Below are 17,848 nucleotides of genomic sequence, written 5' to 3' on the forward strand. Positions count from 1 at the left end.
CACCATCCGGATAACGCATCCCACCGGCATACTCCCGAACCAGCCGATGAGCACGCAACCACGCCGTGTCACCTCAGGCTTTCATCCTCTGTAGCAGGCCGCATTCGGTGCCGAAAGGGTGCGCAGCGGAGCTATTAACGAGTACCACCAGGCCGCCTGACAGAGCCGGCGAAACAGCAGATCAGACTATGTGCACGAGTATCGGAGCAGTACACCCGCGCACGCGAGGATGTTCCCTAGGTTCGTACGAGTCTGAAGGAGTGCAGGATTCCGAGACGGTACGCGGTCTATACCGTCCACGAGGGCGAGTCAACATGTGGCGCTGGCTTAATGCGCCAGTTGGCTCGGTCAGCTTCAGGCGACCAATCCTCAACCTCGCGGTAGTAGATAATCATTGACCAGTATCCCGGAAGTTCGTGAAATATAAGATCCTCTACTTCAGTGATGTCAGCATCAGCCCAATGATTATTAACACGAGCGACGGCCTCACGATATGGAATTCCGAAAGACTCTATCATCTCTTCGGCGATCTGCTCCAGATACTCGAAGACCGGACCATGGGCCGCTAGAAGAAATCTCCTCATTAGAATTCTACCCTACTGAATGCATCCATCAAGAATTCGTGCCGCCCGATCGCCAAAGAACACGATCTGATGGCCGAATAGAACAGGACTAGCACCCTCCAGAAATGGCTTCACATTCCTGAGCATAGGCCCCTCGACCACATCATAGGGATGGGTTCCGGAGTCTGTGCGGTTCATGTATAGGAAGTCCGCCAAGTCGGGACTTCCAGAGCCGAATGTTTTACTATTTAGATCGACAATTGCACTCGTCGGCACACGAAAGTGCAGTACCACGCCGTTCGTGCCGTACCTGTTTCGCGCCCAAGTTTCAGCCTGGGATTTATCTTTTGTCAAATAGAACCCATTGCCGAAATCGCGAGGGCGTGGCCGAAATCCTGGGTCCACCCCATTATTGCGAATGCTATCTGCAGCTTCCCTGCTCGTGCCGTGATACAGGTCCAGATACTCGTCATTGTGGACTAGAATTGAGTCGCCACCGACAGCGACATAGTACGTGTGCAGTCCGTCTACTGTCAGGTTGTGAACGGGTCGAGTGGCAACCCATGCCTTTATCGCTGAGACCTGAACGTAGGTGCCCGACGCCGTCTGAAGCCACATGCCTGGCTCTAGGCTCCCGGCATTCACCCACTCGCGAAGGTTTGCCACCCAAAACGGATGGTTGCTCGTAGCGGTGATGGCGTCGGCTTTGGTTCTGCTACTTGGATCGATATCGATGCTGATCGAGACGAGGCTCTTCACTCCGTTGCCACTGATCAGAGTTGTGACTTCCTTGGCTTCCTTCTGACCCGATCTCGGATCGGCGGCCATAACCAGGTTGCCAACCTTTACATCTTCGATGGCCTTGTGGCTGCCGTCAGCCATTAGGACCTTGGTTCCGGCGACGAAGCTGTTGGGTGGGTCGCAGTTGTAGATGGGGGGTGGCGGCGGGTCGCCGTAGTCCGGTTCGGGGATCACGACTCCGACGTCGGTGGGCTGTTCTACGGCGTGGGAGCCGTCTTTGCAGGTGCCGGTGTATCTCAGGGGTGTGTCGCATCGGATGATTTCGCCGGGAGCGTCGGGCTCTACGCCGAAGTCCGTGGCGATCCCGACGGAGCCTCTGTCCCAGTTGACACTCTCGATGGGCCGGGTTGGACTTCCGCCCCGACGCCCTCCGTCGCAGAGACCGTCGCAGCTGAGGTCGGGGCCTGGCCGCCGGCCATCACCCGGTTGCTTGCTGATGCAGTTCGGGCCCCGGCAGGGTTCTGGATCCTTTTCGTCCTTCTTCTTGGGGTCCGGCTTCGGTTTGGTGTCGGTCTTGGTACCACCACAGTTGATCTTGCAAGGCGGCTTAGGTTGGGTGTGGTTTCCGCAGTTGACCTTGCATTTATTGCCTTGCGGCTGCTTTGGAGTCTTGGGTGTGTTTTTCGGCCCACAACCACCCGGACGCGTGCGACAGAGGTTCTTCTCCGACTGCAGATTCTCTTGTGGCTTTGTGGTGGGCTTTGTCGACGGTTTGGTTCCGCTCTTCCCCTTTCCGTTGTTGGCCTTCGTTGTTTGCGCGTTCCTGGCGGCCGCAGCAGCCTTCGCCGCAGCAGATGCTGCTGCATGCGCGGCTGCAGCAGCCGCAGCAGCCGCCTGAGCAGCATTGACGGCTCCTTGCCCATACTTTGGCGCCGGGGCCTTTCCGATGTTCTGCGCCATGCCCCCACCGTTGGCTCCGCCTCTCGTGGCGGTTCCAGTCCCACCGCCTACGGCTCCGTGGGCGTCGGGCTTGTGTCCGAGCGGGTCGATTCGCGTAAGTGGGGTGCCGCTGGCGTAGGTGTAGCGGTTGGCTTGGATGGAGGGTTGGGGGTTGAGGGTCCAGGTGTCGCGGGAGGCGAATGCTCCGGTGCCGGGTTGGTACCAGCGCGACAGCATGTTGACCTTGCCGGTGTCGGGGTCGGTGTATTCGCTCTGGTAGCCGAGTTTGGGTTTGGGTCCGTCTTGGGCGATGACTTCGCCGAAGGGGTTGTAGGCGGTGGAGGCGGTGATGGCGGTGCCGGTGTAGGTGGCGATGAGGTCGTGGTGGATGTCGGTGAGGGCGCCGACGGCGGGGTTGGTGCCTTCTTGGAGGCTGAGGAGTCCGCCGGAGGGGTCGCGGCCGTATTTGGCTTGGATGGCTCCGGTTTGGTCGGTGACGGCGATGATGTCGTTGTCGAGGCCGGCGTAGATGAAGCGGGTTTCGCCGCTGGTTCCTTGGCGGGAGGTCATGCGGTCGAGGTCGTCGTAGGTGTAGCGGGTGTCGCCGTCGTTGATGAGGCGGTCGAAGGCGTCAAAGGTGAGGTGTTTGGTGGTGCCGTTCTTGGTTTCGCTGGCCAGGGTGCCGCGGGGGGTGTAGGCGTAGGTGGTGCCGTCGCCTGTGGTGAGGCGGTTGCGTTCGTCGTAGGTGTAGGTCTTGTCGCCGGCTTTGGTGCGGTTGCCGGAGGCGTCCCAGGTGTAGGCGGTGGTGTTGCCGCCGGGGGCGGTCCAGGAGGTGAGGCGTCCTGCGCGGTCGTAGCCGTAGGTGTTGGTTCCGGCTCCGGCGATGCCGGTGGTGGTCTTGGAGGTGAGGTTGTCGTCCTTGTCCCACCCGTAGACGATCTTGGAGGTTTCGGCGCCGCTGCTGTTTTTGAGGGTGTGGGTTTCCAGCCGGTCGAGGGCGTCGTAGGTGTAGGTCTGGGTGGTGGTGGGGTTGGCGGACTTGAGGCTGGTCAGGCGGTCGGCTTTGTCGTAGTCGTAGGTGTTGGTGCGGCCGCTGACGGGGTCGGTGACGGTCTTGAGCCGGTTGTCGTTGTCCCAGGTGTAGGTGGTGGTGCCGGTGACGTCGGCGCGCTGGGTGGGGTTGCCGAGGGCGTCGTAGGCGAACGTGGTGGGGGTGCCTGCGGGCGGGGTGAGTTTGGTGAGCAGGCTGCGGTCGTTGTATTCCAGGGCTTGGCTGCCGACAGTGGTGACGCGGCTGGCGAGGTCGTAACTGTAGGTCTTGTCGGGGGCGACGATCCCGGCGCCGGAGCCGCTGATCTTGGTGATGCGGTTGAGGTGGTCGAACTGCCGGTCGAGGCGGACGCCTCCGGGCTGGAGGAGCGCGGTCTCGTTGCCGGCGGCGTCGTAGAGGTGGGTCCAGGTGCGGTCGGCGAAGTTGGGGTGGGCCTGGGTGGCGGGCTCGGTGAGCGTTTCGATCAGGCCGAGCGTGTTGTAGCCGGTCCAGGTGGCGTTGCCGCGGCCGTCGGTCAGGCGGGTGCGGGCGCCGGTGGCGTCGTAGCCGAAACTGGTGGTGATGGACTCGGTGGCGGAGACGGGCTCGGTCAGTTCGACCAGCAGGTCGGTGGCGTCGTACTTGCGGCGGGTGATGTACCCCTCGCCTGAGGTGACCTCGGTGACGTTGTAGGCGGCGTCGTAGCCGAAGCTCACCGAGCGCAACACGCTACCTGCGCTGTTGAGGTTCTTCACCGTGCGCAGACGCCCGGCCGGGTCGTATTCTCCGGCAGTGGCGTTGCCGAGCGGGTTGGTCGCCTTGGCGGGTCGTCCGGCGGGGTCGTAGGTGTAGGTGGTGGTGTCGTTCAGCGGGTCGGTCTCGGCGGTGACCTCGCCCGCGGCGTTGACCGTGTAGGTGGTGGCCTTGTTGCCGGGCCGGATCGTCTTGGTGAGGTAGCCCGCGTCGTTGTATTCGAGCTTGGTGGTGAACACCGCTGCCGTGGGCCGACGCTCGATGGTGGTGTCGGTGATCTGGCGGCCAAGGCCGTCGTAGGTGGCCTCGCTCCGTGCTCCGGTCGGGTCGATCGTGGCCAGCCGCTCGCCGAGCAGGTCGTATTCCGAAACCCAGCGCCCGGCGGGCTGGCCCTGCGCAGCGGGGTCGGTGACGCGTACCGGGTTGTCCAGGGCGTCGTATTCGGCCGAGGTGACCTGACCGCGCGGGTCCGTGATCGTCGTCATGCGGCCGGCCGGGTCGTAGCTGTAGCCGAAGGTCGGCGTGAGCGCGCTGCCACCGGGCGGGGTGTAGGCGGCACCGGTCAGCGATGTGCGGCGGCCCGCCCGGTCGTATCCGGCGCCGATCCGGCGGCCTTCGGCGTCTTCGACATGGGTTTGGTTGCCTGCGCCGTTGTAGCCGAAACGGGAGGTGGCGCGCGCGAGCGTCGACGTTCCGGCCTTCTCGATCTGGGTGGGCGGAGCCTTGGTCTCGATCAGCTGGCCGACGTTGTCGTAGCGGAAGCTGGTGGTGAAGGCGGCCCGGTCGGCGCCCGCGACGTTTCCGCGCGGGTCGACGCTGTCGAGGGTGAGACCGCGCTCGTCGACGGTCCAGGAGGTGACGAGATCGTTGCCGTCGTTCTTGATGGTCTGCCGGATCATGATCCCGGCGGGGTTGTAGGCGTACTCGGTAATCTCGCTGTTCGTGCTCCCGGCGCCGGTGCGGGTTTCCTTGATGGTCTGGTTGGCGCGGTCGTAGTCGAAGACGGTCTTGCGGTTCACCCCGGCCGGGTCGAAGGTGGTGGAGGTGATGCGGTTGGCTGCGTCCACCACCTGTTCCGCGACCGCGCTCCCGCCGCCGGTGACCCGTTTGGTCAGGTTCCCGGCCAGGTCGTAGGTGTGCGAGGCCAGGACGACATCGCGGGCCGTGGTGGAGCCGTTGAGTTTGACGTCGTCGCCGATGACCTGGGATAGCAGGTTGTCATCGAAGTAGGTGTAGGACGTCTTGCGGCCCATCGCGTCGGCTTCAGCCGCGAGACGGCCGGCGAGGTCATAGGTGTAGGACTCCAGGATCACGTCCCGGGCCGGCTGCGGCGCCACCGGACTGCCGGTCCAGCCCTTGAGCGTGCGCGTGAGCAACTCCCCGCGCTTGGAGTAGCCGTTCTCCACCACCGTGCCGAGTTCGTTGGTCATCTTGACCAGCGCACCCGCGGAGGACCATTCCTGCTTGGACACACCGCCCTCGGGGCCGGTGATCGTCGCGGAGCGGCCGTAGGCGTCGTAGGTGTAACTGGTAGTGCGGTCTGGGTCGCCACCGGTGAGATCGGCGATCGTTTCCGACAGCTCGTTACCGTCGGCATCGTAGCCGTAGCGGGCCTGCATGGTGTGAGTGGCGTTGCTGATCTCATTGCGGACGCCCGGTCCGGTCTGCGTGGCCACCCGGCTCATGCCGTCGTAGGTGAAGGTGGTCTTCACCCCATCCGGATGCGCGGTGGAGATTTCCGCATGCGAAGTGACGCGTCCGAGCGCATCGTGGGTGTAGGCGGTCTTCAGCCCGCTGGGAGTCGTCTCCTCGGCCAGGTCACCCGCGGCGGTGTAGGCGTAGCGGGTTTCGCCGCCCTTGGGGTCACGCTGGGTCTTGAGCAGACCCTTGGGGGTGGTGCCGCCGCCGATCGCCGGTTCGGTGCCGTCGGTGTAGGTGTAGGCAATCCCCCATGTGGGGTCGCCGACCACGTCGGGCCAGGTCTCGCTCTTCACCTGCCCGTACTCGTTGTAGGACCAGTGCGTGGCGTAGGTGTTGTCGAGCGCGCTGGAGGAACGCTGGTCCAGGCGCGAGTGCATCTTGTCGTTCAGCGGGTCGAACGGGTTGGCGGCGTTCTCGTGGTAGCCGAACCACTCCCACTCACACCAGATCTGGCTCCTACTCCGGCACGATCCCTTGCCCCACAGGTTGCCGCGCGCGGTCCACTGGCGGCCGAACACGTTGCCGTTGGGGTCGATCACGTCGCGCGGGTAGCCGCCGGTGTCATAGGTGTACTTGGTGATCTTCCCCAACTGGTCCGCGCGCGAGACGACGCGGTAGCCGCGCCAGGCATCGTAGGTGGTGACGATCGTGTTCAGATTGGGGTCGGTCACCGTCACCTTCGACAACCCGGTCGACTTGGCATAGTCGAGCGCGCTGATCTGCCACGTTCCACCGTTGTTGTCGGTGTGCGTCTTGAGCCGGTCGGTGGCCGCGTCGTAGACGTTGGCGGCCCATACCCGCCCGGACGGCAGGGTGATCTTGGTCATCTTGTACGGCGCCGCCGCGCGCGCCTCGAAGTGCAGGCGCACATCTTCCGGCGTCAGCGGCTTGGCATAGACGGCAACCTCGTCCAGCTGACCCCTGAACCCGAACGACGTCGTCGCCCCGGCCGTCCCGGGTGTGGCAGGCCACTCTCCTCCCACCACCTGGCCGAACCCGACTTCTGCGTCCGCGGACCAGCCGCCCGTGATGGCTCCGGCGAGCGTGCCGACCTGCTGGCCATCCAAATAGAGGCGCTGCTCCCCCGCGGACAGGGTGATCGCCACATGATGCCACTGCCCATCATTGACCACGCCAGTAGAGGTGATCGGCGCGATCCCGGACCCACTGCCCGCACGGCGTAACTGGCCGCGCAGCTTACCGTCGGTGCCCACATAGACACGGCCCGAACCAGCCTCCGACGCTGCTCCAGTCGCGAGCAGCACCCCGGACTGGGTGGTCTTGAACCAGGTCTCGAACGTGGCCGCGTCCTCCACCCGTGCCAGCGCGTGCTCGGGCAACACGACCTTCTGGCTACCCGAGACGGTCACCGCCGTGTCACCCGTACCGGCCAGCGCTCCCGGCTGCTTCAGCGTGGCGCCGGAGTAGGCGGCCGGGCCCGCGCCCCAGCCCAGGTCGGCCGCGGTGGTGCCGGTCTGCTCGCCGAGCCGCCAGTAGCCGATCGGGTCAGAATTGAGCACAGTGCTGCGATACAGGGAGCCGTCGGTGTAGTCGAAGGTGACACAGTTCGGCGCCGCCGTCGGCGAGCACACCTGCTTCAGCTGGTCACCCTGGTAGACGTAGGTCCACGTCAGCGGCTGGCCGTTGACCGGCGGGGTGGAGACGGTGGCGACGTGCGCGCCGTTCCAGGTGAAGCTCAGCGACCGGCCACCCGGACTGGTCACGCTGGCCAGCTTGCCATCACCGCTATAGGCGAACTCCTGAGCCCGCCCAAGGTTGTCGGTGATCGTGGTGAGCTTGCCGGTGGCGGCGAACAGGTAGGAGGTGGACGACTTGTCCATCAGCCGCCACCCGGACGGCTCCTTCACACACGTGCCCGCCGTGCACACGTCCTTGAACGTCTGCACCAGCGTCGCGTACATGCCCGGCGGCGGCTGATAGGACCCATCACCCCTAGAGGCGAAGCGGATCTGCCGCCCATCCGGGTTGGTCAGCAGCAGCGTCGGCACCGCCGCCACCGACTCCGGCTGGATCTTCATGTCGAACCGGGTCGACCAGCCCGCCCCGAACATGCCGTCCCGGCGCGGGTCCATCGCGTTGTAGGAGCGCACGATCGACAGCGGCGGACCCGCGGTGGCAACCGAAGCATCGGTGAACGACGTCGTGTAGTTACCGGGCAGCTGGTGAAACTCCTGCCCATCCACCCCCGAAGTGGCCAGCTGCGAGCCGATCGCTGGCTGCCGCACCCCGGTGGTGAACGACAACGCCGGCGTCGTGGCGGTCTTCGACCAGAACACATCCAGCGCCGAGATGGTCCACCAGTACTCCTTGCCCCACACCAACTTGCCCGCAGGCACCCGCCAGGTGTTGACATCGCCGGCCAGCTGGCCGGAGGTGAAACAACTCGCACCGGTCATGTCGGCGTTGTCGCACACCTCGAACGTGTACCGAATGTAGGTCCCGCCGTTGTTGCCGTACGCGTGCGCGACCAGCAACGGCGTCAGCGAATCCACCAACATCTCATCGACCGGGAACACGTCATCGAACGTCGGCGGATACCGCACTGGGTCCGGCGGCGGCCCATCCGCGCAATCCCCCTCCCGGTTCCAATACGGCCGCTCGATCCCCGCACCCTCCGGGGTGATCTCGTAATACGTCGAACCCGGCGGCTTGAACCGGGGCACCTCCACCCGGCTCGTCCAAATACCCAGCTGATAAGAAACCTGCGACCGGCCCGCATACGAGCTGGAGGAGTTGTAAGCCGGATACGACGCACACAACACCGCCGCCAGCCGCGCCTCGCCATCAGGACTCTTCGCAACCGCCTGCGGCGGATTCTCCTCCACATGCCGGCCCTCGGCCGGCAACCCGCCCTTACGCTTACGCGGATCCTGCTCCGACGGCTCCGTCTTCTCCCTGCTCGTCGTGGCGGCGGTGTCCACCAGCGACGGTAACGGGAGCGGCGAGCCCTGCTGCTGATCCGGCGTGTCCGGCACCACCCGGCCATCCACGACCGCCACCGACGCCACAGCAGCCGAGACTGGAAAGGCCGTGGTGAACGTCAACCCCGGCAACAGCGCCACCAATAACGCCGCCCGCCACGCCTTCGCACGGCCTAAACGCGGCAGCCCACCACTGCGGCCCATACGCCATCACACTCCGAACCAGCGAGGCACCCCACACACACGGGCGCGAACACGGCTCCTCACCACCCAGCACGAAACACTCGTCCGCCTCGGAGGTTCAGAGAAAGATCACATAAGCACGCAAATCTTAACTTCGGCCTTATAACACCTCAAGAGCCATATTCTGCACTAAACAGTCACATACTGTTACATATGCGGCAGTCGACTCATCGCGGGACCATCCACAGCGCACAAGACCGTTCCGCAGGCCTCTCGTCATTGGACAACCGATCATGGAACGCGACAAGAGCGCGATCTACATTTCTTCTAGATGCCTCCGCCATCGGCCGGCCACAACATCGCCTCATGACGGAACGTGACCGACTGGTGGCGCCCAGCCCTCGCTGGAACCGCCCTCTTACCTGGCGTCCCACTCCATCCACCGCCACGGAACCCCATCAGCGCCTGGCGGCAAAAGGCCGTCCACGCCTGCCATCCCCAGCTGCTGACAGGCCGCGCCACGGCGCTCCCGCCGCTACGGACTATGACGGCGGCCCGCATTTCCCTGTGCGGGGAAGGCAGATGCATCACTCACACGCATTTCACCGTCACCCACAATCAGACGACGCGACAGGAACTGAAGGAGACCGAGTGGACGTGACAGGCACCCGGGAGCTCGAACCAGCCAGCACCTACGGATAAGAGAGGGATGCCGAAGAGCAGCTGCCGAACGGGTGATTGCAGGGACTACCGTGGTATTTGTGATGAATGCGCGTGTCGGCCCTGCTGGTGGACAGCGTCCCGCTGGCGAACCCTGGAGGATCCCCACGCGCGGGTCGGCCGGCACCAGCTGGATGCCATGGAACGAAACGCCGAAGCATAACCGCGCGTGGGGGTGATCCAGCACACGCGCTGATCGGAGTCGCAGCTCTCAGCCTCGTCCCCACGTCGGACGACCCCGCGATGCCACCGGGTGGGTCGCCGTGCTCGGCCCGTGCTCGTCCGTCCCGGCACCCCGTGTCAGGGCCGGGCACGACCTGACACTGCGATCACCATGGACCGGGACAAAGAATCACCACCGGACACAGCCAAACACTAGACGATCTTGCTTCTAATCCGACGGTCCGTAGGTTCAAATCCTGCAGGGCGCGCTTCGATCGTTGTCTGATCCGTGGTGATGCACGCTCGCCCGCCTGCCGCGGGAAGAGCAGCAGGTAGAGGCCTTTCCCTTCCTGCCCTGCCCGTGGGGCTATCACGAATGGCAGCTTGATCAAAGACCTTTATTTGCGTTGATCTGGATGATATCTCTGCGTCTGGAACATCCGTTCGAGTGGCCGTGGCGACATGGCCACTCTGCTGTGCGCAGAGGAGTGTTACGTGACACTGCTGGTGCGAAACGGGGAGACAGCACCGCACTTACCCGGCCCCAGGCATCGGAGAAGACGCCTGGCGAGGGCCGCCGCCACTGCTGTGGCTGCGATTATGGCCCTGAGCATGGCCTCAGCTCCGTCCTGGGCTGAGCAGCACGAACCTACGCCGAGTTCGGCGCCTTCAGAGCGGCGGGGCGGCAGTCCCGTGGTGGACGAGAAGATGGTGGCGGCCAAGGCGAAAGCCGTCAAGACCGGCAAACGGGTCGCCTTACCCTCGCACTACACCGAAACCATGAAGGTGTGGGCCAACACCGATGGCAAAACGCTGCATGCTGAGCTGAGTACCGAGCCGGTGCAGCTCAAAGTGTCCAGCAAGGACGGCAAGAAGTCCTGGCAGCCGGTCGACACCTCGATCGTGACCAAGTCCGACGGCACGCTGGGGGCCAAGCTGGTCAAGACTCCGCTGACCTTCGGCGGTGAGGGTGACAAGACCCTGGTCACCGCCAAGGACAAGGACGGAACCGTCGCCATCGGCTGGAACCGCAAGCTGCCTATGCCGAACGTGGACGGAAACAAGATTACTTATCGGGATGTGGTGGCAGAGGGCGCCGACCTGGTACTCACCGCCCTCCCGAACGGGTTCGCTCAGGACGTCGTGCTGCGTACGCGTCCAAAGAGCCCGATACAGATTCCGCTGACCGTTAACCTGCCCGACGGCAAGGCGTACAGCATCCGTGACGGTAAGCCACAGCTCATGTCGGCGCAGGGCGCGGCGGAGAGCAGGCCGCTGGCGGCGCAGGCCGTTGACGCCAAGGCCATCGAGTCGCCGGAACAGGGCAGGATCGGCAAGGTAGACACCTCGGTGACCACCGACGCCTCCGGCAACACCTCGCTGGTGCTGACCCCCGACGCCGTCTTCCTGGCCGATCCGTCGGTGGCCTACCCGGTGATTGTGCCGATGAGCGGGGAGTGGATCGGCGCGGGGGACTCCTCCGACACCTTCGTCTCCAGCGTGCAGTACCCCAACTCGGCGACCCTGTTCACCTGGCTTCGGGCGGGGAAGTCGGCCGATGGAGAACTGTGGCGCACCTACCTGCGCTACGTGATCAATGGCACCCATCTGGACTTCGCCACCATCCACGACGCCGACCTGCGGTTGTGGAACTACCACGCCAACGGGTGCGGCACCAGCGTGGGCGTGGGCATCGTCGCGCGCCGACTCACCTCGGCCTACCACTACTCCACCTTGACCTGGGCCAACCAGCCGTCCAGCACCGGCACCAACGCGGTGGTCAACACCGGCGGCTACAGCGCCACGTTGGCAGGCTGCTCGGGCAGCGGCGAGTTGTACTACTCGATCCAGGACATCGTGCAGCAGTGGGCCGACGGGACGTCGGACTACGGGCTGATGATCCGCGCCGCCACCGAGGGCGCCGCCGGAGCCAACTGGCGCCAATACCGTTCCGACCAGTACACCGGCGGAGACGGACGCGGTCCGGTGTTGTTCATCGACTACACGCCTGCGGATCGCGTCAGGGTGGTGTTCAACTCCAGCGGGGATCTGACGTCCTTCCCCACGTACGGCGAGGCCCTGGCGATGGAGGAGGTCCTGCTCGCCACCCCCGACAACAGCGTCCTCAGCACCGAACAGATCAGGGCGATCGAGACCCAGCGGTACGCGGAGACGGACAACACCATCCCCGAGTTGCTGCCGCTGGAGGGGGAGACTGACGAGTCTCCCACCAACCCTGACGTCGGTGACGGGGCTCCGCCGTCCGTCGTCGAAACGACGCCGGCTGATGGCGCGAGCGACGTACCGACTGACACCGCCGTTAGCGTCACCTTCAATGAGGACGTACGCGGCGCCGACCTCGTCCTGAAGGACGCCGACGGCGGTGTCGTGGCCACCACGACAGGCGAAACCGGTGAGTACGGCAACGCCACCGTCACCTTCACACCAGGTCAGCCGCTGAGGCCCGGCACCGTGTACACCGCGACCGTCAGCGGTGCGACGGACCTGTGGGACAACGCCATGTCTCCGCATTCCTGGTCGTTCACCACAACGGGACCTGACACGAGCGCGCCGACGGTGACCGGGACCGACCCGGCCAAGGACGCCGCCGACGTACCGGTAAGCACACCTGTGCGCGCGACCTTCAGCGAGCCGGTGTCCGAGGCGGAGATCACCCTCAAAGACTCCCAAGGCACCACCATCACCGGCACCACGGCGATGGACAGCACCAACAAAGTCCTAACCCTCACACCACAACAACCCCTGGCCCACAGCGCCACCTACACCGCCGAAGCGACCAAAGCCAAAGACACCGCGGGCAACATCATGACCACCCCGCACGTCTGGTCCTTCACCACGGCGGCACCCGACACGACTGCACCCACGGTGACCGGGACCGACCCCGCCAACAACGCCGCCGACGTACCGGTAAGCACACCTGTGCGCGCGACCTTCAGCGAGCCGGTGTCCGAGGCGGAGATCACCCTCAAAGACTCCCAAGGCACCACCATCACCGGCACCACGGCGATGGACAGCACCAACAAAGTCCTAACCCTCACACCACAACAACCCCTGGCCCACAGCGCCACCTACACCGCCGAAGCGACCAAAGCCAAAGACACCGCGGGCAACATCATGACCACCCCGCACGTCTGGTCCTTCACGACGGTCCAGGCGCCGTCGGCTCCGAAGACGATCACGTTGCCGGTGCAGACCGACACCTGGCTCGATGACCAAGGGACGGTCGGCCCTAATGGCCCCACGGTGTGGGCGGGTGCGTACGGCAGCAGCGCTCCGAGGGCCATTGAGCGGACCTATCTGAAGTTCGATACCTCGGCGCTGGCGGGTAAGGCGATCACCGAGGCCAAGCTGGAGCTGTGGAATTCGGCTTCCTTCGGTTGTGGCGCCGCCGACTCGGGTCTCAAGGCGCAGCAGGTCACCGGGGCGTGGAGTGCCGAAACCCTGAGCTGGCGCAATCAGCCGCAGACCACCACCAACGGCGAGGCGCTCGCCAAGGACCCCGGCGGATGCGTGGGCGATTCGCCGCCGAGCGATGTCGCGTGGACCTGGCCGGTGACCGACATCGTGCGGGGCTGGGCAGCGGGCCAGGACAACCATGGCCTGATGGTGCGCGGGGTTGATGAATCCACCAGCGCCCCGCAGTACGACCGCGGCTTCCACGCGTCGGAAACCGAGGAGGCCGAGGCCCATCCGCCGACGTTGAAGGTGACCTACACCGACAACGCCGGTCCCACCCCGACTCCCACGACACCTCCCGGTTCGGACACGACACCGCCGACGATCCTCGCTGTGGAACCGGCCGACGGCACCGAGGACGTGCCGGCCGACGCCACGGTGAAGGTCACCTTCAGCGAGCCGGTGACCGGCGTCAACTTCGTCCTGACCGACATCGACGACGAGGTGGTTCCCGGCAGCGTCACGATGAGCGCCCGTAACACGGTGCTGACGTTCACCCCGGACGAACCGCTGGACCTCTACTACTGGGCTGAGGTCACCGCCGCCTCGGACACGGCGGGCAACGCCATCGAGGAGCCCTACGGGTGGACGTTCCTGGCCGGGTCGGTGCAACCGCGGCAACTACGTGATACGGCCAAGACCTCGTTGTCCATCGACAAGGTGTGGACCCGCTCCTCGAAGGCCGAGGAGGCCGTCGTACCGACCACGGCTCCGGAGCTCATGGTCAAGGTGTCCGGGCGGTTGGCGCGGCACTCCAAGGTGGAAGTCGAGGTCGAGCACGACCCCGGCGCCCGGTCGCAGGGCAAGGGCCGGATCTGGTCCGGCAGCACGGAGATCGCCACTGGGTCTGTGGGAATCGCTCGAGTGCCCGGCGGGAAGCTGAAGGACGGGTGGCGGGTGCGATGGCGTGCTCGCGCCGCGTCGGCCTTCGCGGCGTCCTCGTGGACGGAATGGCAGCCGGTCAAGATCGATCTCGGTGACTCCGGCCAGGCAGGCACTCCGAAGAAGGCGGCGGCCGCCGTACAGAACGCCGATTTCGACTATGAGCACATGAGCCTGGAAATGTGCTCGGAGGGTCGCCGTAACGCGCCCCAACCGAACGCCAGCTTCGGCTGGCAGAAGTCCTCCCGCTACAACGCCTGCTGGAGCAAGCTCATCGGCGTAGGCGACTACATCAAGAAGGGAGAGTACGTCCGGCCGCAGGTGGAGGACGGCTATCTCGTGGAGGCCACGACCGTCTACCACACCTATCTGGGGACCGCCGACGGCACGGGCGTGGTCGGCGGAACGGGCCTTACTCCGCAGACGATCTCGATGTGGACCCGGCTGGGCAATATCGTGGCGTACCTCGACGGGAAGGAGATCCCGGCCGACAAGCTCGACGAGTACCGAATCGGCCTGGTGATTAGCTCGAAGGGCGAAAGCGGCTCCACGTGCAACCTCACGCCTGCAGTCCTCAGCCAGATGAGGGCCAAGGGTTGGCAGGAGTACGCGGACGGTATCTACACGTTCCGGGACAGCATCGCCAAGTTCAAGGCCAGCGGTGACACCTTCTTCCGCTTCTACTCCGACCCCGACAGCGACCGTGTCAGCACCTGCACCCTTCGCCCCCGGCTGTACAACACCCTGGACGAGTGGGACTCGGACGGTGAGGTCGACACAACCTGGGACAAGCAGGCGATCCCGCTGTGGAACACCGGCTGCTTCGACGACATGGGCTTGGACGTGGGCAAGGTCATCGGGACGACTCGCGTCTGTGGTGGTCCCAGCCACGCGTACGCCCCGACCACCCGTTGTGACGAGCTCACCCTCGGGCAGGAGGACGAGGACCCACCGAGCACGGTGAGAGCGGCGGCGAACAACACCTATGGCGTGCACACCGGCGCCTGCATCTTCACCGTCACCCCCGTCTTCACGATGTCGAAGAGCGCGGCGACGGCGGCAGGGAAGCCCATGGACGCGGTCATCGACCATATCGCCGACGCCCTAAAGACACCGGACAACAAGAACACCTGGCCCTACAAACTGGTGAACAACGTGCGCCAGGTCAAGACCATCCCGGGCAACGCCGACGTCGCGGGATCGCATCCGCTGACCCGCCTCCTGGGCAAGAAGAACGCGGATGAGAACCGGAAGAAGTTCAACTGGGAGAGGCAGGTGAACGGCCATCTGACGAAGGGTGAATGCGACCTGTACTACTGGGAGCTGAACCCGAGCCTGAAGTGGGTGCAGCACTACACCCAGGCCGGTCTGCAGTGTGACGAGTTCCCCTTCGCCAGCACGTACCAGGGAAAGGTGGGGAACGACTACTCCGTCAGACCTATCAATGGCCTGCAGAACAGGAACCACGGATGGACCTGGCTCAGAACGTTCTATTCGCGAAATAGGCTCGCCGACAAGGACCCCTTCTTGGTGAGAACCAGAAGCTGAACCCCGACCTCGGCCCTCTGTCACTCGACAGAGGGCCGAGGCGGACCGTTCTGATACGGAATAATCGTGCCCGTCCATGAAACACCGATCCGAGGGAGCGTCATGTCCGAGCCTCTACCGGCGGGCTGGTCCGGAATCGATGGGCACGGATGGGCTGACCTCGCGGCGATCCGCGCCAGGCTGGAAGCGGGCGCCGACCCCGACTCGGGTGTCTACGCCTTCGGCGGCTACGAGGGAAGGCCGTTGCACTTCGCGAGCGAATGGGGGACGCCTGAGACGGTGGCCGAGCTGGCCCGTCGCGTCGTTGACGTCGACGCCGAGTTCGACGACCGGACCGCCCTGTGGACGGCGGTGTTCACCCATCGCCTGGACAACGCCCGCGCCCTGGTCGCCGCCGGGGCGGACCCCTGGCGGCCCATGATGGCCGGATGGTCTCCTGGACGGCTCGCGCTCGCCGGTCCGAACCCGGATCTGTTCCCGGCCCCCGCCGGGCACCCCGGCCTGACCCCGGACGAGGCCGCGACGGCGGCGCAGGCGCATCGGCTGATCGCCGCGCTGGCCGACATCGACGACTACATGGGGGTGGCGTGCGTCTCGGATCTCACCGCGGCCGAGGCTGCGCGGCGGCTGGAAGCCTGGCCGGTGGACGACACCACCATGGATCCTTGGGCCGATCCCGACGCCCACCTGGGCATCGTCGGCGTCACCGACGTACCCGGTGGATGCGTCGTCATCCAACCCTGGGGATACGTCCCCTCCACTCCCGAAGTGACCTTGCCGTTGTCCGAGGGAACCGTCTGCTACAGCCTGTTCGCCAACCCCAAGAGCGGCGACCAGGGGCTTGTCAGCCGCGATGGGGAGATCGAGGACTCCGACACACTTCCCGGCGGCGGCGACGCGGGCGGACACCTGACGGCCGACGAGATTCTCGCCGAATACCTCTACCAGGGCGAGGCCGTGGCATACATGTGCGCCAAGACCGGGCTGCGCCCGCCCGACGCCCGAGCCGTCGTCGGCCCGCCGGATCGGTGGTTGCGTCTGCCGGAACGAGACCGCTGAAGCCGGGCAGTCAAGCTTGTGACGATGCCATGACCGTCGCTGGCCGGGCCGGTGGCGACCTAGTGAGCTGGCTTCGAGTCGCGTGGTCACCACTTGTGTTGCTTTGTGTAGCTGGGTGGTGACTTCGGACTCGGGTGGGAGTGTGCAGAGGGTGTGGGAGACAGTATGGGCACTGCTACTGGACACTAAACCCCGATATGCAACCTCCCTGCAAAGGTAGGAGCGCCACATACTGGGAAAGACTGGACCTTAAAGTAGATTGAACGCTTTTCATCCTCACGCTGCCTGCGCAACTCGGTGATTCCGCAGGACAGCGATGGCTTGCACAGGTGTCCAGCCTTGGAAGGGCTGCAGCGTCGTTCCGGAAGATCTTCCAGCTCCACCTCTGGGCGTTCGCGTGTTCTCCGGGGCCGCGGAGCCTGGCGTCGAAGCGGTTGGCCCCGTTTTTGGGACGCGGTTTTGTTCTTGCCCTTGTACGGGGAGTGGACCGGGCCTTCGGCTCCTTGGTAGGCCTTGTCGGCCAGGGTGATGATCCCAGCGTGATCGAGTGCGCGCGGGATGCCCCAGATGCGGGCGGCGGTCAGGTCGTGGGACTTGCCCGGTAGCGCGCCTGAGGTCCACAGGATCTTCCTGCCTCGTGTGGCGATGACCTGGATGTTCATGCCGTGTACGCGATGTTTGCCGGAGAGGTACGGCTGACAACGGAGAACGTTCCGGATCCAGATCTGATCAAGCAGGCGGGACGCGGGGATCGTTCTCCTGGAACCTCATCGACTGACCGGGGGTTCGTAGCACGTCACTAAGCTCGGCGGCCGCGACGGCCAGTTGCCGGAGCTCGCCGTCGCCTAAATCGGCCTCACCGAGTGGCGCGCTCAGCAGTCGCAGTTGGCAGGCGCAGCGGGTGCTGACGGCGAAGACGATATCGACCAGGTCACTGACCGCAGCATCATCGGCCCCGACGGTGTCGGGACGGTACACGGTGGTCACGACCGTGAACGCTACACCGCCCGGCGAGTGTTGGCCCGGTCGGCGTGTTTACCGCCCCGCGGGCAACATCACGCAGCCAGCGAGTTTCCTGTCGCATGAATGACTCGCCCGATCAGCACGCCGACGTCGGCTAACGCCCCCCACACCCCCAACGGTAGGTC

At 65.1% G+C, this 17,848-nt stretch carries 5 protein-coding genes; 2 read left to right on the forward strand and 3 right to left on the reverse strand.

Features of this window, described 5'->3' with window-relative positions; all coding sequences use genetic code 11:
* Window positions 1-596: 596 nt before the first annotated feature.
* On the reverse strand, window positions 597-8,873 hold the full coding sequence (locus tag ACIBHY_RS54540; protein ID WP_397311065.1) for a LamG-like jellyroll fold domain-containing protein: 8,277 nt from the start codon (window positions 8,871-8,873) through the stop codon (window positions 597-599).
* 1,557 nt (window positions 8,874-10,430) lie between these two features.
* On the opposite strand from ACIBHY_RS54540, the gene ACIBHY_RS54545 reads away from it, so the two are divergent.
* Window positions 10,431-15,641, forward strand: coding sequence for an Ig-like domain-containing protein (locus tag ACIBHY_RS54545; RefSeq protein WP_397311066.1), 5,211 nt, complete (start codon window positions 10,431-10,433; stop codon window positions 15,639-15,641).
* A gap of 102 nt (window positions 15,642-15,743) precedes the next feature.
* Window positions 15,744-16,700 carry an ankyrin repeat domain-containing protein gene (locus ACIBHY_RS54550; RefSeq protein WP_397311067.1) on the forward strand — a complete coding sequence of 319 codons (957 nt, stop codon included), beginning with the start codon at window positions 15,744-15,746 and terminating at the stop codon, window positions 16,698-16,700.
* A 185-nt stretch (window positions 16,701-16,885) separates the two neighbouring features.
* Here the strand turns inward: ACIBHY_RS54550 and ACIBHY_RS54555 are convergent, their stop codons facing one another.
* Together ACIBHY_RS54555 and ACIBHY_RS54560 are read right to left on the reverse strand one after the other, a co-directional pair.
* On the reverse strand, window positions 16,886-17,452 hold the full coding sequence (locus ACIBHY_RS54555) for a transposase family protein (protein WP_397311077.1): 567 nt from the start codon (window positions 17,450-17,452) through the stop codon (window positions 16,886-16,888).
* On the reverse strand, window positions 17,430-17,687 hold the full coding sequence (locus ACIBHY_RS54560) for a hypothetical protein (protein WP_397311068.1): 258 nt from the start codon (window positions 17,685-17,687) through the stop codon (window positions 17,430-17,432). The genes ACIBHY_RS54555 and ACIBHY_RS54560 overlap by 23 nt, the downstream gene beginning before the upstream one ends.
* Window positions 17,688-17,848 lie beyond the last annotated feature (161 nt).

This window comes from Nonomuraea sp. NPDC050547 (assembly GCF_044457345.1).
GTDB lineage: Bacteria > Actinomycetota > Actinomycetes > Streptosporangiales > Streptosporangiaceae > Nonomuraea.

Bases quoted from the DNA above. Each gene is read 5' to 3' on its own strand.
- ACIBHY_RS54540 (WP_397311065.1), bottom strand. From the start codon at position 8,873: ATGGGCCGCAGTGGTGGGCTGCCGCGTTTAGGCCGTGCGAAGGCGTGG.
- ACIBHY_RS54550 (WP_397311067.1), top strand. From the start codon at position 15,744: ATGTCCGAGCCTCTACCGGCGGGCTGGTCCGGAATCGATGGGCACGGA.